Consider the following 24,544-nt stretch of genomic DNA (forward strand, 5'->3'; position numbering starts at 1 on the left):
AGCCTAATCCTCCCGCTTGTTGACTGTTGGTCAATAAGACCTCTATGCTCATCCCGGACGCGACGACGACGTCGCGCCAGAACCAGGAGGTCCGATGTCGTTCCGCAGCTTCGCCCGTTCGCACCACGGGCGTGTCATCCTCACCGCCGTTCCGGTCGCCGCCGCCGTCACCCTGCTGACCGCCGGTGTCGCCCAGGGCGCGGTGCCCGTCTCGTTCGCCGTGTCGGGCACGCAGTTCCAGATCAGCGCCTCGCAGCTCGACGGCACCGGCTTCTCGCAGTACGCCGGCGTCGCCCAGGACACCGAGGGCAACCACCACGCCGTCGCCATCGCGAACATCAAGTCGGCGACGCTCAACGACCTCTGCCAGTCGGTCATCACCGACACCCCGCTGGGCAAGGTCGGCCTGCTGATCACCGCCGGCGGCGGCAAGACGCCGGCCACGGCATCCGACCTCCAGATCGGCATGACCGGCCTGGAGGGCGATGCGGAGTTCAAGAACATCCGCATCGGCGTCGACGCCTCGACCGTCAACACGAAGGCCAAGGGCTCGGCCGGCGACTTCGCGCAGGACGCCGACACCGTGACCATCAAGAACCTCGAGCAGACCGCGTGGAGCACCCAGGCATCGGTGTTCACGCTCAGCGGGATGTCGCTGAAGCTCACGGACGGATCGAAGGGATGCTTCTGAGCACCGTGACACAGCAGCAGCGGCGCCGTGCGACCGCGACCCCCACGGCGTGGTCGCGGTTCATCGCCTGGTGCCGGCGCCGTCCGTTCATCGGCGGCGTGCTCGTGGTGCTCGCCGGGGTCGAGATGTTCTTCTCAGGACAGCTCGACCTCGGTCACATCCACGTGCAGCTGGGCATCGAGGGATTCCAGGCGACCGTCATCCCGATCGCGCTCGTGCTGCTGGGCGCTCTCGCGATCGCCATGCCTGCCCATCACGTCTTCTACGGCGTGCTCGCACTGGTCGTGGCCGTGTACTCGCTCGTCGGCGTGAATCTCGGCGGGTTCGTGCTCGGGATGCTGCTCGGCTGCATCGGCGGCGTGATGGTGGTGGCGTGGATGCCGCGGGCAGCGAAGCGCGCGGCCGGTGACGCCGACGCGGGTGATGCGGTGGACGTCGCTCCGGCCGACGTGCCCTCGCCCGGAGCGGACGCATGAGCGGCCGGCGCGCGGGCGCGCTGGTCGGCGTGGCCGCGGTGGTCGGCAGCCTGCTCGCCGGGTCGTCCGTGGCGACGGCCGCCCCGGCGTCGGCCCACATCTGCATCCCGGTGATCTGGCCGTGCGACGACCCGACGCCCGAGCCGTCCGACACCCCCACCCCGACGGCGACGCCGGACGCGACATCCACCCCGTCGGCGTCGGCCACGGCCGAGCCGGGCGACGGTGACGACGCGAAGAGTGACGACGCAAACAGCGACGACACGACGAGCGACGACACGTCCGAGAAGGACGACAAGGCCGAGGCCGCACCCAAGACCTGGTCGCTCATCAAAGACGACGACAGCCAGATCTTCACCCAGCCGGCCGCGCAGCTGGGATCGGACTCGCTGTCGTTCTCGGGCCTGAAGGGCATAGCGCTCGTGAAGCTGACGACCGCCGACGGCAAGAAGGTCACGGCGATCCGGCTGCGGGCCGACCGCATCACGATCAAGGGGTTCAGCCTCACCGTGCGCGCGGCGACCGGCCCCAAGCTCGTCACGACCGCCGACACGATGACGCTCGAGGGCAACGTCAACGTGTACGTCAACTCGCTCACGGCGACCACCGCCGGCGGCGCGTCGTACACCCTCGGCGCCGACACACCGCCGCCGGCCGACGGCGTCACCCCGAAGCTGCTGCGGGTGACACTGGGCCTGGTCGGCTCCAGCGCCGATTCGATCACCTACACGAACACCGACCAGCAGATGCACGAGTGACGGGATGCCGCGGGCTGCGGCATCCCGCCCCGTCGCTCGCTCGCAGCACCCCGCCCTGCCGCCGCACCACACCGCGAGGCGCAGAGCGGAGGCGGGGCTCACGGCAGGGGCTGGGCGAAGGGTTCCTCGGGCTCGTCGGGCGGCGGCAGCGTCTCGATCGGGCCGGTCAGCGGCGGGTTGAGCGCCGCCAGCGGACCCGCGGGGTCGGCCACCATGGCACCCGGCAGGGTCAGGGGTCCGGTCACGACGGGGGGTTCGACGGGGGATGCCGCGGCCTCCGACACCCCCGATCGCACCGCCCCGATGCCGGCGGCGATCACCAACGCGATGCCGACCAGCTCGAGCGGCACCAGCTGCTGCCCGAGCAGCACGAGGCCGGCGAGCGCCGCGGTCGCCGGTGACATGCTCATCAGCACCGCGAACGCCGACGCCGGCAGACGCCGCAGGGCGATGAGCTCGAACGCGTACGGGATGGTGCTCGACAGGAGGGCGACGGCGGCGCCCAGCCCGAGCACCTCGGGCCTCAGCAGCGCTGATCCGGCCGCGACGATGCCGAACGGCAGGGACAGCAGGGCACCGATGCCCATCGCGATGGCGAGACCGTCGAGCTTCGCGAAGCGGCGGCCGACCCGCGCCGCGGCGAGGATGTAGAAGGCCCAGCTGGCGGCCGCACCCAGCGCGAACAGCACGCCGAGGGGGTCGATGCGGTCCCATCCCCCGCCGCCGAGGCACAGGACCCCGGCGAACGCGACCGCGGCCCACAGCCACGCGCTCGCGCGGCGGCTGATCACCAGCGAGAGCACGAGGGGCCCCAGCACCTCGATGGTGACGGTCACGCCCAGCGGCAGCCGCTGCAGCGCGAGGTAGAAGAGCCCGTTCATCGTGGCCAGCACCACGCCGTAGCCGAGCACCGAGAGCCAGTCGTCGCGCGTGCGCGCACGCAGGCGCGGGCGCGTGAGCGCCAGCAGGACGAGCGCCGAGAACACCAGCCGCAGCATCACCATGCCCAGCGGCCCCACCGCCGGGAAGACGAGCACGGCGATGGCGGCGCCGGCATCCATGCACAGCTCGCCGGCGACGACGAGCCCGGTCGCCCAGAACGCGGCGGGGCGCGCCCCGCCGCTCACTTCTCGGGTGCGGCGCAGATCGCCTCGTCGGCGATCACGTCGTGTGCCTGTGCGGCCGTCCACGGCATGCCGACCGCTACGGCCTTCTCACCCGAGGTCGCGGGCGCCTGCACGGCGATCGCCGCGAGCTCGCGGGCCAGGGCGGCGATCACGGTGTCGCCGGCCGTCGAGTTGTTCAGCACGACGACGACCGTCAGTCCGCTCTTCGGGTCGGAGAACGCCGCGGTCAGATACCCGCGAGCCGAGCCGTACTCGCCGATGAAGCTGCCGGCCTGCACCGCCCCGCCGCTGGTCGTGATCCAGCTGGGCAGCGACGACGAGAGCTGCAGCGGCGCGGCGAAGCGGGTCTTGCTCTGCACGAGTGTCCCCGCCGCCAGCGCGTGGGCGTAGGTGGCCAGGTCGGCGATGTCGCTGACGACCCCCGAATCGGCGCCGCCGTAGCTGGCCGAGGCCTCGCTGATGTCGGTCTGCTTCGTGCACTCGTAGGCGCCGGACTTGGTCTTGGAGGCCAGATAGAAGCCGTGCAGCGCGGCCGATGAATCGACGACGGGCAGTGCCGCGGCATCCCCCGGCAACTGCGTGTGCGACATGCCGAGGGGAGCGAAGACGTCCTTCTCGTACAGCTCGGCCAGGGTCTTGCCGGTGGCCCGCTCGAGCGCGAGGCCGAGCAGCAGGTATCCGGCGTCCGAGTCGCGATAGCTCATGCCGGGCTTCACGTCGCCCGACACGTCGCCGACCCCGTAGCCGACGAGCTCGCGGGGATCCCACGCGCGCGCGGGGTTCGTCACCGACTGGTCCTCCAGCATCGCGTCGTACGACCCGAGCCCGCTGGTCCCGTCGCACAGCTGCGTGAGCGTCACGTCGGTGAACTGCGGCATCCCGCCGACGTAGTCGGTCACCGGATCATCGAGCTTGACCGTGCCCTTGTCGGCCAGCGTGTAGAGCACATCGCAGGTCATCGCCCGGGTGACGGGCCCCGCACGGAACGTCATGTCGACGTCGACGGGCGTCTTGCTGTCGGGTGAGACGGTGCCCAGTCCCTTCTGCCAGCTGCCGCTCCACGGCACCCAGACGCCGACGATCGCGCCCGACGACCCGGTCGCCGTCATGGCGTCTTCGACGGCGCTCTGCAGCTGCTTCTGCGTGTCGGAGGGCAGCGCCCTGTCGGGGGCGAGCGTGGCAAGCCCGCCGGCGGCGGCGTCGCCCGAGCAGGACGCCAGTCCCAGGGTGAGCGCGACCGCGGCGACGACGGCGACCGTCGCGCGCTTCATTCCCGAGCGGATGTGCATCCTCACCCCCCGTGATCGTGCATAAGCATTCAAACACACCTTGCGGCCGCAGCCCGCTCCCGACGGGCCCAGGTGTCCCGTCGTTACATAGGCTTGCCGCATGCCTCACACCTTCGACGCCGACGCCGTGACCGCCATCCTGAACCACATGAACGGCGATCACACCGACGACAACCTGCTCATCGTGCGCGCGTTCGGCGAGCCCGACGCCGTCTCCGCGCGCATGACCGGTCTGGACGGCGACGCCGGCGAGTGGGAGGCGACGGGGGCGGATGCCGCGGGCACGACCGTGCGCGTGCCGTGGCCGGGCGGGCCGATCAGCGAGCGCCCCGCGGTGCGCAAGGCCGTGGTGCTCGTCTATCGCGAGGCGTGCGCGCGCCTGGGCGTGGAGGCGCGCTCGCACTGAGGGCCGCGGCATCCATCGTCATTTCCTACGCGCGCGAAAAATTAGCTTAGGCAACCCTTATCTTCAGCTATAGTGAAGGCATGACGCAGCCGATCTCCTTCTCGACCGCACTCCGTGAGCGCTCGGGCGCCGCCCACTCGGGCAGCGAGCACTCCGGCTTCATGTCCGACCTGCTCCGCGGCGAGGGGACCCGCGAGGACTACATCGCCCTCGTCGTGCAGCACTGGTACGTCTACGCGGCCCTCGAAGCCGCGACCGAGCGCATGCGCCACGATCCGGTCGCGGCGCCCTTCATCAGCGACCGCCTGACCCGCCTGCCCGCGATCGAGGCCGACCTCGAGTTCCTCATCGGGCCCGACTGGCGCGACCAGATCGCCCCGCTGCCGGCCACCCGTCGCTATGTCGAGCGCATCTCGCAGGTCGGCGCCGTCTGGGCCGGCGGCTTCGTCGCCCACCACTACACCCGCTACCTCGGCGACCTGTCGGGCGGCCTGTTCATCGGCCGCGTCATGAAGCGCCGCTTCGGCTTCGAGACCAACGGCATCGGCTTCTACCTCTTCGACGACATCGCCGACCCGGCCGAGTTCAAGAACGTGTACCGCGAGCAGCTGGACGCCGCCCCCTGGGACGACGTCGAGCGCGAGCGCGTCATCGACGAGGTGCTTCTGGCCTACCGCTTCAACACCGAGCTGTTCGAGGACCTCGCCGCCGCGAAGGACGAGCTCGTCGCCTGAGCCGGCCGGCCGCTCTCAGGCCGCACCCGTGCGCACCCCGGCCATGAACCGCTGCACGTCCGGATCGACCTGGATGTCGCGCGGCCGCAGCGGGCGCGTCAGGTACAGCCCGTCGAGCGAGGTCAGCCGCGACAGCGCCACGTACGTCTGCCCGGGTGCGAAGGCACCGGCGCCGAGGTCGATGATCGCGCGGTCGTAGGTCTTGCCCTGCGACTTGTGGATCGTCACGGCCCACGCCAGCCGCAGCGGGAACTGCGTGAACTCCGCCGCGATGTCGCGCGTCAGCGCCTTGGTGCGCGGGTCGTACGCGTAGCGGAACTTCTCCCACACGCTCGGCTCGACGTCGTGCTCCTCACCGTCCACGTCCACGCGCACGGTGTCGCCCGCGATGCGCGTCACCGTGCCGATCGTGCCGTTCACCCAGCGCGGCGGGCCGCCCTTCGACGCGATGTCGTTGCGCAGGAACATCACCTGCGCCCCGATCTTCAGCTGCAGCTCGACGTCGGCGGGGTAGGCGTCGCCGCGTCCGAAATCGCCGTTGACCTCGGCCACGGCGGTCTGGGCGCGCCCGGGCAGCGCGTTCAGGTGCTTCTGGTTGATCGCGGTCACCCGGTCGTTGCGGGTGGCCAGCGTGATGATCGGTGCCTCCCCCGCGCCCGGCTCGGGCGGGCGCCGTGCGCCGGTGTCGTTGAGCACCTTCGCGATGTCGGCGGTCACGCGGCCGTGCCGCACCGCGTTGAGCATCGCCTTGAAGCCGGGATCGGACTGACGATGGATGTCGCGCAGCTCGCGGATGTGCAGCTCGGCGCCGTGCCGTCCGAGGTCGAGCAGACCCGACGAGTCGGGCGCCTCCCCCGCCCACACGTGCGCATCGAAGAACCAGAACGAGCGGTAGTGGTCGCTCACATAGCGCGCCTCGTCGCCGCGCGGCGGCACCGGGGCGAGCTGGTACGGGTCGCCGAACATGACGAGCTGCGCGCCGCCGAACGGCTCGGCGCGCCGGCCCCGGGCCGTGCGCAGGGCCCGGTCGACGGCATCCATCAGATCCGCGTTCACCATCGAGATCTCGTCGATCACGAGCGTGTCGATGGCGTTCAGCAGCTTGCGGGTCGCGTCGGACTGCGGCTCGTCCTTCGTGCCGATCAGCCCGATCGGCAGTTTGAACAGCGAGTGGATGGTCTGCCCCTCGACGTTCAGCGCCGCCACCCCGGTGGGAGCGCAGACGGCGACCTGCTTCTGCGTGTTCCAGGCCAGATGCTGCAGCAGCGTCGACTTGCCGGTGCCGGCGCGCCCGGTCACGAACACGTGGTCGCGGGTGTCTTCGATGAGGCGGAACACCTCCTCCTGCTCGGCGGAGAGGGAGGGAGCGGTCACCCGATCCATGGTACGGGGGTGGATGCCGCATCCCGTCCGGTTCTCCACAGACGGTCCCTCGCGCCCCGTCGTTCTGCGTCATTCCTCAGGCTGCGGCCGATGCCGTTTCCTAGACTGGAGCCGTGAAAAAGGAGGCGCTGGACGCAGCGACGCCCATGGGCGCACCCTCCGGCCCGCCGGCCCCGCCGGTGGGTGTCACAACCATGCCCCCTCCGCAGCCCGAGCCGAGCGCGCCGCCGGCTCCCGGCATCCCTCCCCGCAAGGGCCATCCGGTGCGCGATCTGATCGCGATCGGGCTCACGGTGGTCGTCCTGCTGGCGGCCCTGGCGGTCGGCGGCTTCTTCGTCTACCGGGCGCTCTACAGCCCGTCAGCGTTCGTGCAGCACTATCTGTCGTTGCTGGCGAGCGGACATGCCGCCGATGCGCTGAAGGTGCCGGGCGTGGCCATCGACCGCTCCGAGCTCGAGAAGAACGGGCTGCCGAAGAACGCGTCCGAGGCGCTGCTGCGCCAGGCCGCCCTGTCGACGCTCAGCGATGTGCAGGTCGTCTCCGAGACGCGCGAGGACGACGGCGACACGGCGGTCGCCGTCACCTACAAGGCCGGCGGGTACGCCGGGGTCACGACGTTCGAGGTCTCGCCCGACGGCCGTGCGGGGTTCATCCCGACGTGGCGCTTCGCGCGCAGCCCGCTCGCCGTGATCGATCTGAGCGTGCACGGGTCGATGACGTTCCAGGTCAACGACTTCCGCCTCGACAAGCGCCAGGTCGCCCTGGCCGGCACCGCCGTCGACCCCGCCGATCCGGTGCCGATGCTCGTCTTCTCGCCCGGCCTGTACTCGGTGCGCGTCGACACGACCATCTCGTACTCGCCGGGCCTCGCCGTGCTCTCCGACGCGCCGATGAAGGACGTCCCGGTCGAGGTGCAGACCAAGCCGACCGACAAGTTCGTCGCGGTCGTGCAGGACCGTGTCGACGACTTCCTCGAGCAGTGCGCGACGCAGCAGGTGCTCCAGCCGACAGGATGCCCGTTCGGCTACGTCGTGCACAACCGGCTCGACGGGCTGCCGCAGTGGTCGATCGACAAGGCGCCGAAGGTCACCGTCGTGCCCTCCGGCGAGGGCTGGGCGATCCCCGAGACCAAGGGCGACGCGCACATCGTCGTCGACATCCAGTCGATCTACGACGGGTCGATCACGCACCTCGACGAGGACGTGCCCTTCACCCTCGTGGGCACGATCGACATCAGCGCCAACGGCGCCGCGTCGATCCGGGTGAGCGAACCCGGCTCGTGAGCTGAGCGCGCCCGGCGCTCAGGAGCCCAGCCGCGCCTCGCGCTCGGCCGCCCGCGCGTCGCGATCGGCCATGGCCGCGAGCCGCTCGTTGTAGGCGGCGAGCTCGGCGTCGCCGGTGCGGTCGGCGTGCCGGTCGCGGCGCTTCTGCACCTTCTCGTCGTTGCGCGCCCACTCGATGCCCACGATCACCGCGAGGATCAGCGTCGGGATCTCCCCCACCGACCACGCGATGCCGCCCCCGACGTACTGATCCGCGATCGGCGTCGCGCCCCAGGTGCGCCCCATCGAGCCGAACCACTCGGCGACCATGAGCCCGGTGTGCATCATGATCGTGATGCCGAAGAACGCGTGCGTGGCCATCACCAGGATGAGGATGACGATGCGCATCGGGTACGGCAGCCGCGACGGCACCGGGTCGATGCCGATCAGCGACTGCACGAACAGGTACCCTGAGATGAGGAAGTGCACGATCATCCACTCGTGACCGAGGTGGTCGTACATCGCCCAGCGCAGCAGGTCGGTGAAGTAAAAGATCCACAGGGACGCCCCGAAGATCACCGCCGCCACGATCGGGTTCGTGATGACCTTCGCGTACGGGCTGTGCACCGCCCACATGATCCACTCGCGCGCACCGCGCGTGCCGTCGTGGCGCTTCTCGATCGCGCGCAGCGCGAGCGTCACGGGCGCTCCCGGCACCAGCAGCATCGGGATCGCCATGGTCAGCAGCATGTGCCCCATCATGTGCACGCTGAACAGGTAGTCCTGATAGGCGTTCAGCGGCCCGCAGGTGACCCACGCCAGCAGTGCGAGGCCGAGCAGCCAGAACACCGTGCGCTGGACCGGCCACTTGTCGCCGCGGCGGTGCAGCCGCCGGACGCCGGCGAGGTAGAAGAACGCGCCGAACGCGCAGACGACCGCCCAGAGCAGGTCGATGTCCCACTGCGTGAACCAGCGCGCCATCGTCAGCTCGGGCGGCAGCGGCGACCCGGTGAGGATCTCGGCGGGCGTCTCCGACAGGGGCACCTCGGCGCCCGCGGGCGGGGGCGTGCGCGCGAGCGCGACCGCGACGCCGCTGGCCAGGCCCATGATCGTCAGCTCGACGACCACGAAGCCCCAGAAGCGACGGCGGGATGCCGCATCCTGCCGCACCCGCGTGATCAGCCGGGTGCGGTACACCGCGCCCAGCAGGCCGAGCAGCACGAGCGCCGCGGCCTTGACCAGGACGAGCTGACCGTATCCCGACGTGAACAGGCCGGCGACGCCGCCCAGCCCGACGATCGCGCGGGCGATGCCGGAGACGGCGACCACGACGAACGCGACGATGGCGATGCTCGAGTAGCGGCCGAGCACGTCGGCCATCCGGTCCTTGTCGAGCAGCGGACGCACGACCACCAGCAGCACCAGGCCGCCGATCCAGACGGCGGCGCCCATCATGTGCATGATCATCGCCGTCACCGCGATGTTGTGCGACGCCAGGTCTCCGGAGTGCCCCTGCGTGCCCATCGGGATCAGCGACGCCAGCGCGAAGATCGCGATGAGCAGCGTGGCCGTCCAGCCGCGGGCGACGTACGTGAGGATCGTCAGCACCGCGCCGGCCAGCGTCGTGATGAGCCAGGTGATGCCGGCCTCGGTCGTGGTCAGCCAGCTGCCCAGCTGCGAGCCGAACGTGTTGTCGAGCCCCACGGTCGGGTTGAACGTGAGCACGAAGGTGAGGAATCCGGTGGCGGCGGAGGCCACCGTGAAGACGCCGGCGGAGAGGGACGCCACCCCCAGCGCCAGATCGAACGGCTTCTCGCCGACCTTCAGCGCGAACAGGGCGGTCACGAGCGTGCCGCACATCCCGGCGGCCGAGAGGTTCACGACCATCGTGACCAGCGGCAGCCCCCAGCGCACGCCGGGACCGGGGTCGCCGAGCGGCAGGGGCGCGGCTCCGCCGCCGTAGGCGAGCGCCCACAGCGCCGCGACGAGGGCGGCGACGAGAAGCAGCACGGGCCCGACCGCCCGCAGCACGCGGGCCGAGCCCGCGCCGGCGGAGGCCCCGCGCGGCGCATTCGTGCCGCGCGGAGGGGCAGCGGGGATCACCCCTCAAGCCTAAGCGGCCGAGAGAGGGGTGACGCCCATCGATCTGGGCGAGAACGCGAGAGGGGGATGCCGCGAGCTGCGGCATCCCCCTGCGTCGACGTCCGTCTTACTTGACGGCAGCCTTCAGCTTCGAGCCCGCGGTGACCTTCACGCGCTTGCCGGCCGGGATCTTGATCTCGGCGCCGGTCTGCGGGTTGCGGCCCGTGCGGGCAGCGGTCGCGACCTGCTCGAAAGCGATCCAGCCGGGGATCGAGACCTTGCTGCCCTTGGCGACGGCCTCGGAGACCGTGGCGAAGAGCGAGTCCAGGACGCCCGAGACGGTGGCCTGGCTCTGGCCGGTGGCGCTGGCGATGCTCGCGACGAGCTCGGTCTTGGTGATGGACTTGTCAGCCATGTGGGTGTGTCCTCCAGACGGCGGACCCGCCGCCTTTGTCTACGGAACCGGAAGACGTTGTGCCCCCCGGCTGGTCTTTGCGACCGGGTCCGAATGTACCAAGAATCCGCGGAATCATGCGGATTTCGGGGCATCCTCGGCATATTCGTCCGGCGTGTCGGGCTGAGGGGTGTGCCGGGTGTGACAGAAGTGACGGATGGGGATGCCGGGGGCCGCGGCATCCCGAATCTGCGCCTCATCTGCCGGAATGCCGGGCCGCGCGCACGCGTGGACTCTGCGTTTCGACGCCGTCGTCGGGCCGCGTCCCTCTCCCCCCTCCTTGTCCCTTCTCCGGTCCCCCCGCATCGGTGAGAGAACAACGGACGGACGAGGATGCGGGTATTTCCCTATCTCTCGTCCGTCAGTTGTTCTCTCATGGGGAGGAAGGGCGGACGGGGGGATACCGCGGCGGGAGGGGGATACCGCGGCCCGCGGAGACGACGAAGGCCGGAACCCCTGAGGGGCTCCGGCCTTCGTGAAGCGGGTCTTACCAGCTCGACTTGGTCACGCCGGGCAGCTCGCCACGGTGCGCCATGTCGCGGAAGCGGACACGCGAGATGCCGAACTTCGACAGATGGCCGCGCGGGCGACCGTCGATGACATCGCGGTTGCGCAGGCGCACCGGCGACGCGTCGCGCGGCAGCTTCTGCAGGCCGACCCGAGCGGCTTCGCGCTGCTCGTCGGTCGCGTTCGGGTCGATGAGCTGCTTCTTCAGCTCGGCGCGCTTCTCGGCGTAGCGGGCGACGACCTCGGCACGCTGGTTGTTGCGCGCGATCTTGCTCTTCTTGGCCATGAGATCAGCGCTCCTCTCGGAATTCGACGTGCTTGCGCACCACCGGGTCGTACTTCTTCAGCACGATGCGGTCGGGGTTGTTGCGGCGGTTCTTGCGCGTCACGTAGGTGTACCCCGTGCCGGCGGTCGAACGCAGCTTGATGATCGGACGGACGTCCTGTGCCTTCTTGGCCATCAGAGCTTCACACCCTTCGCGATCAGGTCCTTCACGACCGACTCGATGCCACGCGCGTCGATCACCTTGATGCCCTTGGCGGACACGTTAAGGGTGACCTTACGACCGAGCGAGGGCACGTAGTAGGTCTTCTTCTGCACGTTCGGGTCGAAGCGGCGCTTCGTCCGGCGGTGCGAGTGCGAGATGTTGTGACCGAAGCCGGGAACCGCTCCGGTCACCTGGCACACTGCAGCCATGGTGATGTCTCCTTCTGTACCGTGACGCCGGACGGCGTCACCCAAGATCCCTTGTCTGCACCCACGACACGACCCGGTCTCGCGACCGGCGATCATGAAGAGGGAGCGAACTGCGTGCTGGAGTGCGCGCAGACAAAGAGCAAGTCTAGCATGGCGTGGCGTGTCGCCTTGACGTGCGGGGATGCCGCGGCCGCCGTCCCATCGACCGGCTCGGGCATCCCCGCCGGGGCGATCAGCGCTTGCGCGCCTTGACCGGCCCCTCCGCGGCCTTCTCCCTCTTGAGAGCTCGCTTCTCCTTGAGGGTGGCCTGCGGCGTCTTCTTGGCGTTGTGCTTGTCAGCCATGGTCGATACTCGCTTCCCTTTGTCACAGCTGGCGGGTATTCCGAGCGACCATAGCCCACTTCCGACGGGAAGTCACTTCCCCCGGCTCAGGCCGCCGCGTGCGGGTCGAGGCGGTTCAGCGTCCGGACGGTCTGCGCGTAGTCGCCGCGCACCTCGCCGAAGCGCAGGAGCTTCACGTTCTCGACGAGGATCTCGTGCGCATCGGGCTGATCGCGAAGCAGCGCGAGCGTCTCGTCGACGAAGTCGTCGAGCGGCATCGCGATCGGGCTCCGGCTCTGCCCGGGCATGATCTCGGTCGCCACAGCCGGCGGGACGAGCTCGACCACGCGCACGCTCGTGTCGGCGAGCTGCAGGCGCAGCGATTCCGACAGCATGTGGATAGCGGCCTTGGTGGCGTTGTACGTCGGCGTCACGGCGAGCGGCGTGTGCGCGAGCCCGCTGGAGACCGTGACGATCGTCGCGTCGGGCCGCGACTGCAGGTGCTGCGTGAACGCGGCGATCAGCTGGATCGGTCCGAGGAGGTTCGTCGACACGATCTGCTCGGCGTCGGTGACGAACTCCGCGCTGCGCCAGTCTTCGGCGCGCATGATTCCGGCCATCGCGACGAGGACGTTGAGATCGGGATGCCGCGCGATGACGTCGGCGGCCGCGTCGCGGACACTCACGGGGTCGCTGATGTCGATGCGGACGGTGTCGACACCGTGCTCGGCGTGCAGCCGGGCGAGCACCTCGGCCCGGCGCCCGCCGATGATGACGGTGTTGCCCGCGGCCTGCAGGCGGAGTGCGAGGGCGAGGCCGATGCCGCCCGTCGCGCCGGGGATGAAGACGGTGTTTCCTGTGGTGTCCATGCCTCCACGTTCTGCGGCATCCCCCCCCCCCCGCGTAAGAGACCCGTCGATCGGGGGACTCGCGATCCCTGGTCGTCTGCGCGCGCGCATCACAGAATGGAGGACATGGACCGCACCGGGCTCGCCGCCTTCCTCCGCTCCCGCCGCGAGGCGCTGCAGCCCGGCGACGTCGGTCTGCCCGATGGGGCGCGGCGGCGCGCACCCGGCCTGCGCCGCGAAGAGGTCGCGCAGCTGACCGGCATGTCGGTCGACTACTACACGCGCCTCGAGCAGAATCGAGGGCCGCAGCCCAGCGAGCAGATGCTCGCCGCGCTCGCGCGGGCGCTGCGGCTGACCGACGACGAGCGCGACTATCTGTTCCGCACGGCGGGGCACACCGCGCCCGATCGGCGGGGGTCGCTCCCCCACGTCGCGCCGGCGCTGCTGCGCGTGCTCGACCGCCTCGACGACACCCCGGCGATGGTCCTGTCGAACCTCGGCGAGCCGCTCGTCGCGAATCGGATGGCGCAGGCGCTGTTCGGCGATGTGTCGGCTCGCACGGGCCTCGCCCGCAGCGACGTGTACCGGTGGTTCACGGAGCCCGACTCGCGCGAGGTCTACCCCGAGGACGACCGACCGCGCCAGGCGCGCGCACTGGTCGCGAACCTGCGCGTCGCCTACGGTGCGATGGGCCCGCGTTCGCGCGCCGGCGAGCTCGTGCGGGCGCTGCTGTCGGCGAGTGACGAGTTCGCCGAGCTCTGGGACCGCCACGAGGTCGCCGCTCGGTTCGAGGACCACAAGACGCTCGTGCATCCCGAGCTCGGTCCGATCGAGCTCGACTGCCAGGTGCTGTTCACCGAGGACCAGTCGCAGGCGCTGCTCGTGCTCACCGCCGCGCCGCACACCGAGGCCGCCGAGAAGCTCGCGCTGCTCTCGGTGCTCGGGAGTCAGCGATTCGGGTGAACGCGCGAAGCGCGTCGATGCGGGGCGGTCAGCGCGCGGCGTCGAGGCGGAGGGATGCCGCGGCCTCGGCCGCTCCCCTGCCCCACCGGAACGGCGACACGGTGCGGTCGCCGGGGATCCAGAAGCGCCAGGGGAACGCATCGGTGCCGGCCACGCCGGCGATGCCCACGCGCGGACCCGCCGCGACCTCGGCGAGCGGCTCGTCGCGCAGCAGCAGGCTCGCGACGGCGCCGCCGCGCGGCATCCCGTCCACCACGTCGATCCCGTCGTGCAGCGCATGCCGCAGCCCCATCGCGTCGCCGAGCCGCCCCGGTCCGCGCGCGAGCTCGCGGTCGGTGCGTGCGGCGGGACGGCGCGTGCGCGCGATCTCGAGGCCCGCGGTGACCTCGCCGGCGCGCAGCAGGATTCCGCCGGCCTCGCCCTCGGGCCCGCACACGACGTTGGCGCAGGAGTGGATGCCGTGGCTCAGGTAGACATACAGATGTCCGGGCTCGCCCCACATCGTCGCGTTGCGCTGCGTGTATCCCATGCGCGCGTGCGATCCGGGGTCGGGCACGGGGCCGGTCCCCTTGCCGTGGTAGGCCTCGACCTCGGTGATCCGCAGGGCCACCGTGTCATCGCCGAGGACGACGGTGAGGATGCCGCCGAGCAGCCGCGGCGCGACCTCGAGCGGCAGGGGGCGCAACTCTTCGCGGGTCGCGACGTGGAACGCCGCGGCGGCGAGGGGCGCGGGGTCGGAGAGCTGATCGGTCATGGCACGGCGGGCACGGCGCCCGCCTCCACGATACGCCGGACAGCTCGCATCCCGGTCCGTCCGCGTGATGCGCGCGGCTCCGTCCGCATGATGCGCGCGACCGGCATCCCGCCCCCACGGCGAACGCGCGCGGCCTAGAATCGCGCCATGCCGCTGGTGACCCTGTGCGTGCGCCCGCAGCGCGCGGCCGCGCGTGCCGAGTACGCGTCGTTCCGCAGCGAGGCCGGGCTCGACGAGAGCGCGCTGCAGTTCCACGACCTGACGCGCGAGCCGCTGCCCGCCGACGCGTTCGAGCGGTGGTCGGGGTTTCTCGTCGGCGGCAGTCCGTTCAACGTCACCGATGACGACAAGTCCGACGTCCAGCGCCGGCTCGAGGCCGACCTGGAGCGGGTCGCGGCGGCGGCCGCGGCATCCCGCACCGCCGCCCTGTTCACCTGCTACGGCATCGGAATCGTGACCCGGATGCTGGGCGGCGAGGTGTCACGGCGGTTCCCCGAGCCCACCGGCCCGACGCCCGTCTGGTTGACGCCCGCGGGCGTCAACGACCCCGTCACCGCGGCCATGGAGGACGAGTTCGTCGCCCTGTCCGCGCACAAGGAGGGGGCCGGGACCGTGCCGCCGGGCGGCGTGCTGCTGGCCACGAACCTCGCGTGCCCGGTGCAGGCGTATCGGGTGGGCGACCGGCTGTATGCGACGCAGTTCCATCCCGAGTCGACGCCGCTGCCGTTCACCGAGCGCATGGCGTTCTACCGCGACGGCGGGTACTTCTCGGCGGAGGACTACGACGAGATCGCCGGCCGGGTGCTGTCGACGCCGATCACCGAGCCCGCGCGGATGCTGCGCTCGTTCGTGCGCACGTGGGGGTGACACGGATGCGCCGCTGCGCCGGGCTCACTGCCCGAGCGTCGGGGGCACCTGACACCAGGAGGCGTCGAACCCGCTGAAGTCGTGCACCTCGCTGCCGTCGGCGAGCGACACGATGTGCGTGACGACCTTCTGCGGCATGGGCAGCAGATAGTCGTCGTAGTCGTTGTGCACGCTGTCGGGCGCCACCGTGATGGCGGCGTACTGCCCGCTCGGCGACACGCATGTCTGCTGGATCGCGTCGTCGACGGACATCTCGAAGATCGGCGTCGCGCCCCCGTCGGCCGCCACCCGGAACACGGTCGTGCCCTCGGGCGCTCCGCTGTCGGCACCCGATCCGCCGGCGACGTCGAGCACCGTGTACGGCTGCACCGAACCGCCGGCACTGCCCGGCAGCGGCGTGACGACGCCGCGGTGTCCGGGCACGTCGGCTCCGTCGCGGGTGGCCGTGACCAGGGGCGCGACCGTGCCGTCGGTGAGGTCCACGGTGACCATCCCGTCGGCGCGCTCGACATATGCGACCGACGAGCCCCGGGCGATGCCGTCGATGACGGTGCCGGTGCCCAGGTCGGCGGCGCCGTCGCCGGAGGGACCGGCCAGCAGCATCCTGCCGTCGTACGACAGGACGAGGATGCTGTCGCTGTCGGGCACGAAGCGCCAGTCGGCGACGCGCGGGTCATCGCCGGCGACCGTGACCGCGGCGGGCTTCGTGTCGGCCGCGCTGTCTTTGAGCGACGCCGTGTAGAGCACGCTCTCGCGCGCGCCGGCGGCGCCGGGGTCCGCGTCGGAGTAGGTGTAGCCGATGAGCTCGCCGCGGTCGGCGCTCTGCAGCCGGGTGACGGTGCCGTCACCCGGCAGCGGCAGCTCGCGTCGATGGCGCCCGGAGAGATCGGTGACCACGAGCGCCGTCTTGCCGCCGGCGTCGAGCGTCACGGCGACGAGATGGCCGCTGGTGGCGCGGAAGTCCTCGATGTGATCGGCGCGCAGCACGGCGTGCGGGTCCGACCCGTCGAGCCCCGCGCGCACGATGCGGTCTTCGGCGGATCCGCGCTGCAGCAGATAGACATCCGTGTGCGGGGTGGCGAACGTCTGGGTGACGGTCGTGGTGCGTCCGCCGCCCAGCCCCGCGACGTCGTGGAACGTCACGGTGTAGTCGGTCGCGTCGTGCAGCGGCAGCGTGAACCGCACGCCCATCGTGCGGCCCGCGGTGTCGACGGTGAACTCGGCGGCCGGCTGGACGGTGACCTGGCCGGCCGTGATCGTGTGCAGCGACTGGTTCATCGTGACGATCAGGCGCGCGCCGGAGGCGGTGGCCGCGGCATCCGGGTCCACCTGCACCGCCGTCACGCGCGGGCCCTGCGCGCTGCCGACGGCCGCACCCGCGAGGCCGAGCACCACGAGCACGCCGACCACCGCGGCGAACCCGCCGAGGAACGCGCGGCTGCGCCGGCGGCGGGAAGCCGCGCGCCGGGTGCCCTGCCCCCGCCCTTGCCCCTGGTCAGTACTCATACGGATCCTTGGGCTCGGCGATGGGGGTGACCTTCGTCGCGTCGATCTGGAGGGTGCCGGATGCCGTGGACCGCACGGTGCCGGCGACGCTGACCCACACGCCGGTCGCGGGGGACTTCGCGCCGGTCGCGATCGGCACGCGGGCCGGCTGCGCGTCGATGACGCAGTGCGTGATGACCAGGCGGGTCAGATCGAAGGTGCCGTCGTCGCCGGGGGTGACGAATCCGGTGATGGTGACGGTGTCGCCCACGAAGGCGTCGGGGTTCGTCGCCGTCGCGAACACGCTCGCCCAGTCGCCGACCCCGAACGCGGTCGTGTCGCCGTGGACGGCGAGGTTCACGACATCCGACCCCGCGAACAACGGGGCAGCACCCACGTCTCGCGTCTGCGCGATCTCGGCGGAGAGGGACGCGGGCGGCAGCAGCAGGATCGAGAGGGCGACGAGGGATGCCGCGGCTCCGCCGGCCGCGGCGAGCACGGCCGCCGGCCGCCCGGTGCGGGTGCGCGCGTGCGCGTGCGCCGCGGCGCCTTCCCCCGACCCGCCGCCCTGTGCACGCGGTCGGGGATCTTCTGCGACACGCCGCGCCGATCGCTGATCGAGTGGCGTGTCGACCAGGATCCCCGACGCTGTGCCCGCGGCATCCCGCATCCCGGTCGACCCGTGGCCGTGGTCGTGGCCGTGGTCCTCCTCGGCGCCCAGCGGCAGGAGGAAGCTCAGCCCCGCCCCGACCAGCAGCAGCACGGCCATCGGGATCGCGAACCAGTTCGACGACGGGTTGATGTACAGCGCCAGCCGGCCCGTGAATGCCAGGCCGAGCGTCACCACCGCCAGGCACGAGGCGAGCCCGACGCCGAGCCAGCGGTTCCAGAGCGCCGTTCTACGCGACAAGGTTCACCCCCGCGGCGATCGCGAAGGCCGCCAGCAGGACGGTCACGACCATGCCCACGAGCACCTTGGTGGTGAACGTCGTGCGCAGCAGCGCGAGCATCTTCACATCGACGAGCGGCCCGACCAGCAGGAACGCGACGATCGACCCCGGCGTGAACGTCGACGCGAACGACAGCGCGAAGAACGAGTCGACGTTCGAGCAGATCGACACGATCATGGCCAGCAGCACCATGGCCACGATCGAGAAGACCGGGTTCGAGCCGATCGCCAGCAGGGCGTTGCGCGGCACGAGCACCTGCACGGCGCCGGCGAGCGCCGCGCCGATGACCAGGGCGGGCATCACCGCACGCAGTTCGACGACCAGCTGCGCGAGGCTGCGCCGCCACCGGTCGCCCGCCTCGTGCGTCACGGTCTCGCACGCGTCGCGGAACCGATCGGTGACGAGGGCATCGGGATCGGGATGCCGGCTGTAGAGCCATCCGATGAGGTTGGCGATCGCGTACCCGCCGAGCAGGCGCGCGACGAGGATGCCGTCGGAGAACCCGAATGCCTGGTGCGTCGTGATGATGACGATCGGGTTCACGATGGGCGCGGCGACCAGGAACGTGAGCGTCTCGGGCACGCTGAACCCGCGCATCATCAGGCCGCGCGCGAACGGCACATTGCCGCACTCGCACACCGGGATCAGCATGCCGAGCAGCGAGAGCACCGCCCGCCGGGCCCACGCGCGGCGCGGCATCCATCGCTCGATCATCCCGGGCGGGATCCACACCTGCACGACGATCGACAGCACGACGCCCAGCACCACGAACGGCAGCGACTCGATGAGCACGCTGATCGAGAGGGTGAGGCCGTCCTGCGCGCGCGTGGGCAGGTCGGGCATCAGGCCCGGCGCGAATGCGTTCAGTGCGAACAGCACCGCGACCAGGCCCACCCCGAGGCCGATCGCGACCGTCCGGCGGGTCGCCGGTGACACCGACAGCCTGGCCGTCGGCGGCTCGTGCGCGGGCGCCCGCGTCACGTCAGTCTGCACTCGCCTCGGCGTCGGCCCGGCTCGATGCCTGCCCGGCCTGCCGCTTGGCGGTGCACTCGGGGCAGAGACCGAAGATGTCGACGACGTGCTCGGCCTGGGTGAAACCGTGGCGGGCGGCGGTGGCGCGGGCCCAGTCCTCGACGTCGGTCGCGGCGATCTCGACGGCGCGACCGCACGCGCGGCAGATCAGGTGGTGGTGATGGCCGTGCGTCGAGCAGGCGCGATAGAGACTCTCGCCCTCGGGGCTCTGCAGCGAGTCGGCGTCGCCGGCGGTGGCCATGTCGGAGAGGGCCCGGTACACGGTGGCCAGGCCGATGCCCGTGTTGTCGTCGCGCAGGGTCGCGTGCAGCGTCTGCGCGCTGACGAATCCCTGCGCGTCGGTGAGCGCCTCGCGCACGCGTTCGCGCTGCCAGGTGTTCCGCTGGGCCATGGTTCGAGTCTAGAGGCGGCTGCCGGAGGAAGACCTGGGAGCGGCATCGTCACCGCACCGGCTGGGGCTTGACGCGCACATCGCCCATCCACGTGGCGATGAGCACGGCGACGAGCGACCCGGCGGCCATGATCGCGGCGAGCACCACGATCTGGAACCGGCCGGCCTCCAGCGGCGAGATGCCGCCGAAGATCGCCCCGACGAAGGCGCCGGGCAGCACCACCAGCCCCGTCGTGCGGGTCTGGTCGATCGAGGGGATCAGCGCGTCGCGCACGGCACGCCGCGCCATGTGGATCGTCGACTGGCGCGGCGTGCCGCCCAGAGCCAGCCAGCCCTCGACCTCGTCCCAGTGGTCGACGACGGCCGTGGTGAGCATCCGCCCCGTGAGGGTCGCGATCGTCATGGCGTTGCCGATCACGATCGCCCCGATCGCCAGCGCGTAGCGCGAGGTGAGCTCGAGGGCGCCGGTGGTGAAGACGATCGCTCCCGCCAGCGCGACGCCGGCGGCGATCGAGCTCGTCATCATGACGGCGGTGCGCACCGACCATCCGGTGCGACTCGTCGCGACGGAGGCGGCGATCGTGAACATCACGCACAGGGCGACGGCGATCCACACCGGGCTGGAGATGATGCCGGTGAGGATGACGCTGATCACCGCCAGCTGCACGACCCCGCGGGCGATCGCCCGCACGGGTGCCCAGACCGCCGGCACACGGAAGGCCATCAGCACCACGGTGGTGACCGCGGCCAGCACGACGACGCCGATCAGCGTCGGCAGGATGTCGGCCGGGACCGTGAACCCGCTCACAGGGCGAGCCTACTGAGGGGCGGCGACACCGGCTACGCGAACAGCGCCTCGCCGATGTACGAGCCGGTCGCCGGCGCCGGCGGCACCGCGAAGACCGCCGAGCCCACGTGGCCGATGTACTCGTTGAGGAGATCGGATGCCCCGAGCCGGCGCTGCAGACGCACGAAATGCTCCGGGTCGTTCATGTAGGTGAGGAAGAGCAGACCGGCGTCGAGCTGTCCGTACTGGTTGAGCCCGTCGGTGTAGTTGTACGGGCGCCGCAGGATCTTCACGCCGTCATTGTTCTCATGCGCGGCCAGGGCGATGTGCGAGCGCATGTCGATCTTGGTCTGGCCCGCGGCATCCTTCACCGAGAAGTCCGGGGTCGTGTGCTCGGCGCCGCCCGACAGCGGTGCGCCGTCGACCTTCTTGCGGCCGAAGATCTTCTGCTGGTCGGCGACGTCGTCGGCATCCCAGATCTCGATGTTCATCTGGATCTTGCGGGCGATCTGGTAGGTGCCGCCGGCCATCCACGCCTGGTCGTCACCGGCCCACACCCATTTCTCGAAGTCCGCGTCGGTCGAGACGTTGCGCGTGCCGTCCTTGAATCCGAAGAGGTTGCGGGGCGTCGTCTGGTCCGGGCCGGCCGAGGCGCGCCCGAAGCCGAGCACCGTCCAGCGCACGGTCGCGGTGCCCCGGGCGATGCGGGCGAGATCGCGGATCGCGTGGTAGGCGACCTGTGGGTCGTCGGCGCACGCCTGCAGCGACAGGTCGCCGCCGGTCAACGCGGGGTCGAGCCGGTCGCTGGGCAGGGTCGGAAGCTCGGCGAGCTTGGCCGGCTTCTTGTCGGCGAGTCCGAACCGGTCGTCGAAGACGCCGGGTCCGAGACCGACGGTGACGGTGAGGGATGCCGGACCCAGGTCGAGGGCCTCGCCGGTGTCCTGTCCGGCGCCGACGCCTCGAGCGGGCGCGACCGCGCCCACGGTCTTGCCCGCCTGCAGCTGTGCGATCGCGGCCGACCAGCGGGCCAGCAGCACCTGCAGGCTGCGCGCGACCGCACCGGCGGCCAAGTCGAAGGTCATGAACACGCAGTAGCGCTGCGGTGCCGTGCTGATGCCGGGCTGGGGCATCCCCTTCTCCGCCACATAGAACGGATGGCTCTGCAGCAGGTCTACGGTCTCGTCGCTCGCGTGGGCGGCCGAGATGTGCTGCGCGCCGAGCACGCCGCCGACCCCGGCGACCACGCCCAGGCCCGCGGCGATGCCGCCGCCCAGCAGCGAGCGCCGCGAGACGCCCCGGCGGGGCGCGGCATCAACCGAGCCCTGTGCCGGAGCGTCGTCGCGGGTCTCGGTCATGACGCGGCGGCCACCTTCTGCGCGATCTGCGAGAGCGGGTCCTGCAGCGCCTGTACGGCCTGCGAGATCTCGTTGGCGGCGGCCTTCTTCGTGGCGTCGTCGTAGGTGACGTAGCCGCCGAGGGCGGTCGCGTCGCGGTACTTGGCGAGTACGTCGTCGACGTTCTTGAACTGTGCCGTGATCTGGTCGGTCAGGTCGGCGTTGAGCTTCTTCAGGCCGGGCTCGAGGTAGGCGAACGCCTGGCGGGCGCCCTCGACGTTCGAGGCGAGGTCGACGAGGTCGATGTGGCTGTACGCCTCTTCCTCACCGCTGATCTTGTTGGACTGCACCTCTTCGAGCAGGCCGGCCGCGCCGTTGGCGAGGTCCTCGGGCTTGAAGGTCAGGTCCTTCGACAGTTCGCTGAGCGTCGTGACGTTCTCGGTGAGCTCGGCGGCGAGCTTCTTGGTGTCGTCGGTGATGGCGCCCTTCTCCCACAGGTCGCGCTCGATCGCGTGGAAGCCGTGCCAGCCGACCTCGGGGTCGAGGTTCGAGGCGCGCATGTCGATCAGGTAGTCGAGGTTGCCGGCGTTGTCGGTCGGGTCGGCGCCCGGCTTGATGAAGCCCGAGACGTCGGACTCGATCTTCTCGTAGAACTGACGGGTGCCCGCGTAGACGGTCTTGGCCTTGTCGAGGTCGCCCGCGTCGATCGCGGCCTGCAGCTGCTTGGCGCCGTCGAGCAGGTCGGCGATGCGGTCGGTGACATAGCTCGCGTAGCCGGTCGCGCCGTCGGCGAGCAGCTCGGCGGTGTCGCCGGTGGCGGCCTTGGCCGCCTTGCCGGTCACGGTGAAGTCGGTGAGCTCTTTGGTCGCTCCGGGGCAGTACAGCTGGTACGTGCCGCCGTCGAGGGTGACGGTGAACGAGACGGGAGCCAGGCCGGGGGCGAGGTTCTCCTTCTCGCCGACGATGCGCTGGTCCTGCAGCAGCTCGAACTCGATGATGCCGGTGGCCGATTCGTTGGTCACCGAGAAGGTGACCGGCCCGGCCTTGGCCGTCGTCGTGTCTGCGGTGCACTCGTCGCCGTTCGAACCGGAGGCCAGCGTCACGTTGACGGTCGACGGGTCGCCGCTCGACGACGGGTCGGCGCTCGACGTGCTGCCGGAACAGCCGGCGAGGGTCAGCGCGGAGGTCGCGCCGAGGACGGCGGTCAGGGCGACGAGCCGCAGGCGGCGGTCAATGGACGGCATACGAGGTGCTCCTTCGATCGGATTCCGGCGCGGTCGCGGCGGACGGGTTCGACGCCTGCGCGGCGGCGCGGCGCAGGGCGCGCGTGTCGCGCCAGGCGCTCAGTGCCAGCAGGACGGCGGCGAGGCCGAGCGCCAGCGGCAGCCACACCCGCCAGAGGGTGAGCTCGCGGGCGAGGGCATCGCCGGCGGCGACGGCGTCTGCACGCTCGGTCGCCGTCGTCTGGGGAACCGACCACGTCGTCGTGTCCAAGGTCAGGGTGCGCGAGGTCGCAAGGCCTCCGCCGGTCAGGGTGAGCGTCTCGTGCTCGACGCTCTTCGCGTCGACGAGCCCGTCGTGCGCGGTCCACACGGAGGTGACGGCTGTCGCGGTCCAGGTCGCGTCGAACGGGCCAGGGTTCTGCAGCGCATCGATGCCGATCGGCACGCGCCCGAACAGCTCGGTCAGGTGGTCGAGGGTGAGCGTCGCGGGGCGGTCCGTGTCCGCGGCATCCCCCTTCTGCGTCCATTCGGTGACGCGCGCGCCGTCCCGTTCGGTCGGCGTTCCGTCGCGGAAGGTGATGGGGGTGGATGCCGCGCCGCCCGTCACGCGCAGGGTCGGGTTCTCGGCGCTTGAGATCTCGACGGTGCCCGCGGGGGTCAGCCCCGCGGTCGTCGGCAGCGCGGCGGTGCCCGCCGGGATCGCCAGGGCGAGCACGGCGGCCGCGAGGGCCAGGGCTCCGGCGATCGAGAACTTGACCGTCGGCAGTGCGGTGGCGGACGGGCGCCAGCGCTGCGGCCAGAACGCGATGAGCAGCATCGGGACGAGGTAGGCGAACCAGCCGAGCACCTCGATCACACGCGGATCGGACGGGATGCCCAGCACGCCGGTGATCAGCGCCGAGCGGATCGAGCCGATGGGCGCGAGCCACGACAGGTCGACGGTGTGCTGCTGGCCGATGGTGATCCAGCCGGCCTCGTGCGCGCGGCGCAGGGCGGTGAGCACGAGCCCCGCAGCGACGAAGATGAGGAAGATGCTCGAGATGCGGAAGAACCTGCCGAGGTTGAGCTTGACCCCGCCGGTGTAGAGGCCGTAGCCGACAAGGCAGGCCACGGCGATGCCGAGGAGGGCGCCGATGCCCGCCGCGAGCACGCTCGTCGACGCCTGCAACGTCGCGAGCAGGAAGACCGCGGTCTCGAAGCCCTCCTTGATGATGGCCAGGAACGCCATGCCCGCCAGCGCCCAGGCGGTGCCGCGGCCGAGCGCGGCGGTGGCCTCGGCCTCGATCTCGCGCTTCAGGCCGCGCGCGTTCTTGCCCATCCAGGCGATCATCGCGGTGACGAAGACGACCGCGACGACGCCGATGATCGCCTCGAGCCCCTCCTGCTGCGCCTGCGGCAGCGCCTGCTCGAACGCCTGCAGGCCCACGCCCACGCCGATGCAGATCAGGACCGCCGCGAACACGCCGAGCCACATCGGCCGTCGCGAGATGCCGTTGCGCTTCAGGAACGCGGCGACGATGCTGACGACCAGAACGGCCTCGAGGCCTTCACGCAGGCCGATGACGAAGGTTGCGAGCACGAGCGGGATCCGGACTTCCGGTGAGGGGTGTGGGGATGACGGTAAGGCTAACCTTACTCCTTCCCCCGCGTCGAGCCCGCCGGATGTTTCGTGGCGGAGTGTGACACGGATGGGGATGCCGCGGCCCCGGCATCCCCTCGTCT

At 71.0% G+C, this 24,544-nt stretch carries 25 protein-coding genes and 1 pseudogene; 8 read left to right on the forward strand and 18 right to left on the reverse strand.

Annotated features, from left to right (window positions below; translation table 11 throughout):
- Positions 1 to 94 precede the first annotated feature (94 nt).
- Genes ABMQ42_RS00140 through ABMQ42_RS00150 form a run of 3 tightly spaced genes read left to right on the forward strand, consistent with a single transcriptional unit; the run spans position 95 to position 1,925 of the window.
- Positions 95 to 691: a DUF6230 family protein gene (locus ABMQ42_RS00140; RefSeq protein WP_349720546.1), complete on the forward strand. Its 597-nt coding sequence runs from the start codon at positions 95 to 97 to the stop codon at positions 689 to 691.
- Positions 682 to 1,167: a DUF6114 domain-containing protein gene (locus ABMQ42_RS00145; RefSeq protein WP_349720547.1), complete on the forward strand. Its 486-nt coding sequence runs from the start codon at positions 682 to 684 to the stop codon at positions 1,165 to 1,167. Before ABMQ42_RS00140 ends, ABMQ42_RS00145 begins: the two co-directional genes overlap by 10 nt.
- On the forward strand, positions 1,164 to 1,925 hold the full coding sequence (locus ABMQ42_RS00150; protein WP_349720548.1) for a hypothetical protein: 762 nt from the start codon (positions 1,164 to 1,166) through the stop codon (positions 1,923 to 1,925). The genes ABMQ42_RS00145 and ABMQ42_RS00150 overlap by 4 nt, the downstream gene beginning before the upstream one ends.
- A 257-nt stretch (positions 1,926 to 2,182) precedes the next feature.
- Here ABMQ42_RS00150 and ABMQ42_RS00155 read toward each other — a convergent pair.
- Both ABMQ42_RS00155 and ABMQ42_RS00160 read right to left on the reverse strand, forming a co-directional pair.
- Positions 2,183 to 2,986, reverse strand: a pseudogene (locus ABMQ42_RS00155) (EamA family transporter); the annotation flags it as partial.
- Positions 2,987 to 3,048: 62 nt separating this feature from the next.
- A complete protein-coding gene (locus tag ABMQ42_RS00160) occupies positions 3,049 to 4,341 on the reverse strand; it encodes a serine hydrolase domain-containing protein (RefSeq protein WP_349720550.1) in 1,293 nt (430 codons plus the stop codon).
- Between the two features lie 100 nt (positions 4,342 to 4,441).
- Between ABMQ42_RS00160 and ABMQ42_RS00165 the strand changes: the two genes are divergently transcribed.
- Positions 4,442 to 4,747, forward strand: coding sequence for a DUF2470 domain-containing protein (locus ABMQ42_RS00165; protein WP_349720551.1), 306 nt, complete (start codon positions 4,442 to 4,444; stop codon positions 4,745 to 4,747).
- A gap of 80 nt (positions 4,748 to 4,827) precedes the next feature.
- Positions 4,828 to 5,481, forward strand: coding sequence for a biliverdin-producing heme oxygenase (locus ABMQ42_RS00170; protein WP_349720552.1), 654 nt, complete (start codon positions 4,828 to 4,830; stop codon positions 5,479 to 5,481).
- A 15-nt stretch (positions 5,482 to 5,496) separates the two neighbouring features.
- Here ABMQ42_RS00170 and ABMQ42_RS00175 read toward each other — a convergent pair whose 3' ends face one another.
- Positions 5,497 to 6,855, reverse strand: coding sequence for an ATP-dependent DNA helicase (locus ABMQ42_RS00175; protein WP_502884562.1), 1,359 nt, complete (start codon positions 6,853 to 6,855; stop codon positions 5,497 to 5,499).
- 203 nt (positions 6,856 to 7,058) lie between these two features.
- On the opposite strand from ABMQ42_RS00175, the gene ABMQ42_RS00180 reads away from it, so the two are divergent.
- Complete coding sequence (locus tag ABMQ42_RS00180; protein ID WP_349720554.1) at positions 7,059 to 8,147, forward strand: hypothetical protein; 1,089 nt, start codon at positions 7,059 to 7,061, stop codon at positions 8,145 to 8,147.
- 18 nt (positions 8,148 to 8,165) lie between these two features.
- Here ABMQ42_RS00180 and ABMQ42_RS00185 read toward each other — a convergent pair whose 3' ends face one another.
- The 6 genes from ABMQ42_RS00185 to ABMQ42_RS00210 form a co-directional block, all read right to left on the reverse strand.
- A complete protein-coding gene (locus ABMQ42_RS00185; protein WP_349721496.1) occupies positions 8,166 to 10,136 on the reverse strand; it encodes a bifunctional copper resistance protein CopD/cytochrome c oxidase assembly protein in 1,971 nt (656 codons plus the stop codon).
- 199 nt (positions 10,137 to 10,335) lie between these two features.
- A complete protein-coding gene (locus tag ABMQ42_RS00190) occupies positions 10,336 to 10,623 on the reverse strand; it encodes an HU family DNA-binding protein (protein ID WP_275278049.1) in 288 nt (95 codons plus the stop codon).
- A 526-nt stretch (positions 10,624 to 11,149) separates the two neighbouring features.
- A complete protein-coding gene (gene rpsN, locus ABMQ42_RS00195) occupies positions 11,150 to 11,455 on the reverse strand; it encodes a 30S ribosomal protein S14 (protein WP_349720555.1) in 306 nt (101 codons plus the stop codon).
- 4 nt (positions 11,456 to 11,459) lie between these two features.
- A complete protein-coding gene (gene rpmG / locus ABMQ42_RS00200; protein WP_029145259.1) occupies positions 11,460 to 11,630 on the reverse strand; it encodes a 50S ribosomal protein L33 in 171 nt (56 codons plus the stop codon).
- Positions 11,630 to 11,866, reverse strand: a complete 237-nt coding sequence (gene rpmB, locus ABMQ42_RS00205) for a 50S ribosomal protein L28 (RefSeq protein ID WP_228179498.1) — start codon at positions 11,864 to 11,866, stop codon at positions 11,630 to 11,632. Before rpmB ends, rpmG begins: the two co-directional genes overlap by 1 nt.
- 429 nt (positions 11,867 to 12,295) lie before the next feature.
- Positions 12,296 to 13,057, reverse strand: a complete 762-nt coding sequence (locus ABMQ42_RS00210) for an SDR family oxidoreductase (protein WP_349720556.1) — start codon at positions 13,055 to 13,057, stop codon at positions 12,296 to 12,298.
- Positions 13,058 to 13,162: 105 nt separating this feature from the next.
- Here ABMQ42_RS00210 and ABMQ42_RS00215 point away from each other — a divergent pair, with 105 nt between their 5' ends.
- Positions 13,163 to 13,999, forward strand: a complete 837-nt coding sequence (locus ABMQ42_RS00215; RefSeq protein ID WP_349720557.1) for a helix-turn-helix transcriptional regulator — start codon at positions 13,163 to 13,165, stop codon at positions 13,997 to 13,999.
- A gap of 28 nt (positions 14,000 to 14,027) precedes the next feature.
- Here the strand turns inward: ABMQ42_RS00215 and ABMQ42_RS00220 are convergent, their stop codons facing one another.
- On the reverse strand, positions 14,028 to 14,753 hold the full coding sequence (locus ABMQ42_RS00220; RefSeq protein WP_349720558.1) for a DNA-3-methyladenine glycosylase: 726 nt from the start codon (positions 14,751 to 14,753) through the stop codon (positions 14,028 to 14,030).
- 147 nt (positions 14,754 to 14,900) lie between these two features.
- Here ABMQ42_RS00220 and ABMQ42_RS00225 point away from each other — a divergent pair, with 147 nt between their 5' ends.
- Positions 14,901 to 15,620: a glutamine amidotransferase-related protein gene (locus ABMQ42_RS00225; protein ID WP_349720559.1), complete on the forward strand. Its 720-nt coding sequence runs from the start codon at positions 14,901 to 14,903 to the stop codon at positions 15,618 to 15,620.
- Positions 15,621 to 15,644: 24 nt separating this feature from the next.
- Here ABMQ42_RS00225 and ABMQ42_RS00230 read toward each other — a convergent pair whose 3' ends face one another.
- The 8 genes from ABMQ42_RS00230 to efeU form a co-directional block, all read right to left on the reverse strand.
- On the reverse strand, positions 15,645 to 17,126 hold the full coding sequence (locus ABMQ42_RS00230; protein WP_349720560.1) for a hypothetical protein: 1,482 nt from the start codon (positions 17,124 to 17,126) through the stop codon (positions 15,645 to 15,647).
- Positions 17,116 to 18,015: a TIGR03943 family putative permease subunit gene (locus ABMQ42_RS00235; protein ID WP_349720561.1), complete on the reverse strand. Its 900-nt coding sequence runs from the start codon at positions 18,013 to 18,015 to the stop codon at positions 17,116 to 17,118. Before ABMQ42_RS00235 ends, ABMQ42_RS00230 begins: the two co-directional genes overlap by 11 nt.
- Positions 18,005 to 18,898, reverse strand: a complete 894-nt coding sequence (locus tag ABMQ42_RS00240; RefSeq protein ID WP_502884594.1) for a permease — start codon at positions 18,896 to 18,898, stop codon at positions 18,005 to 18,007. The genes ABMQ42_RS00235 and ABMQ42_RS00240 overlap by 11 nt, the downstream gene beginning before the upstream one ends.
- Before the next feature lie 139 nt (positions 18,899 to 19,037).
- Positions 19,038 to 19,478: a Fur family transcriptional regulator gene (locus ABMQ42_RS00245; RefSeq protein WP_349720563.1), complete on the reverse strand. Its 441-nt coding sequence runs from the start codon at positions 19,476 to 19,478 to the stop codon at positions 19,038 to 19,040.
- Positions 19,479 to 19,527: 49 nt separating this feature from the next.
- A complete protein-coding gene (locus ABMQ42_RS00250; RefSeq protein WP_349720564.1) occupies positions 19,528 to 20,286 on the reverse strand; it encodes an ABC transporter permease in 759 nt (252 codons plus the stop codon).
- A gap of 32 nt (positions 20,287 to 20,318) precedes the next feature.
- A complete protein-coding gene (gene efeB, locus ABMQ42_RS00255) occupies positions 20,319 to 21,620 on the reverse strand; it encodes an iron uptake transporter deferrochelatase/peroxidase subunit (protein ID WP_349720565.1) in 1,302 nt (433 codons plus the stop codon).
- A complete protein-coding gene (efeO, locus tag ABMQ42_RS00260) occupies positions 21,617 to 22,843 on the reverse strand; it encodes an iron uptake system protein EfeO (RefSeq protein ID WP_349720566.1) in 1,227 nt (408 codons plus the stop codon). Before efeO ends, efeB begins: the two co-directional genes overlap by 4 nt.
- Entirely contained in the window at positions 22,830 to 24,401 is a 1,572-nt protein-coding gene (gene efeU / locus ABMQ42_RS00265) for an iron uptake transporter permease EfeU (RefSeq protein ID WP_349720567.1), read from the reverse strand. Before efeU ends, efeO begins: the two co-directional genes overlap by 14 nt.
- Positions 24,402 to 24,544 lie beyond the last annotated feature (143 nt).

The sequence above is a fragment of the Microbacterium sp. KR10-403 genome (assembly GCF_040196215.1).
Lineage (GTDB): Bacteria > Actinomycetota > Actinomycetes > Actinomycetales > Microbacteriaceae > Microbacterium.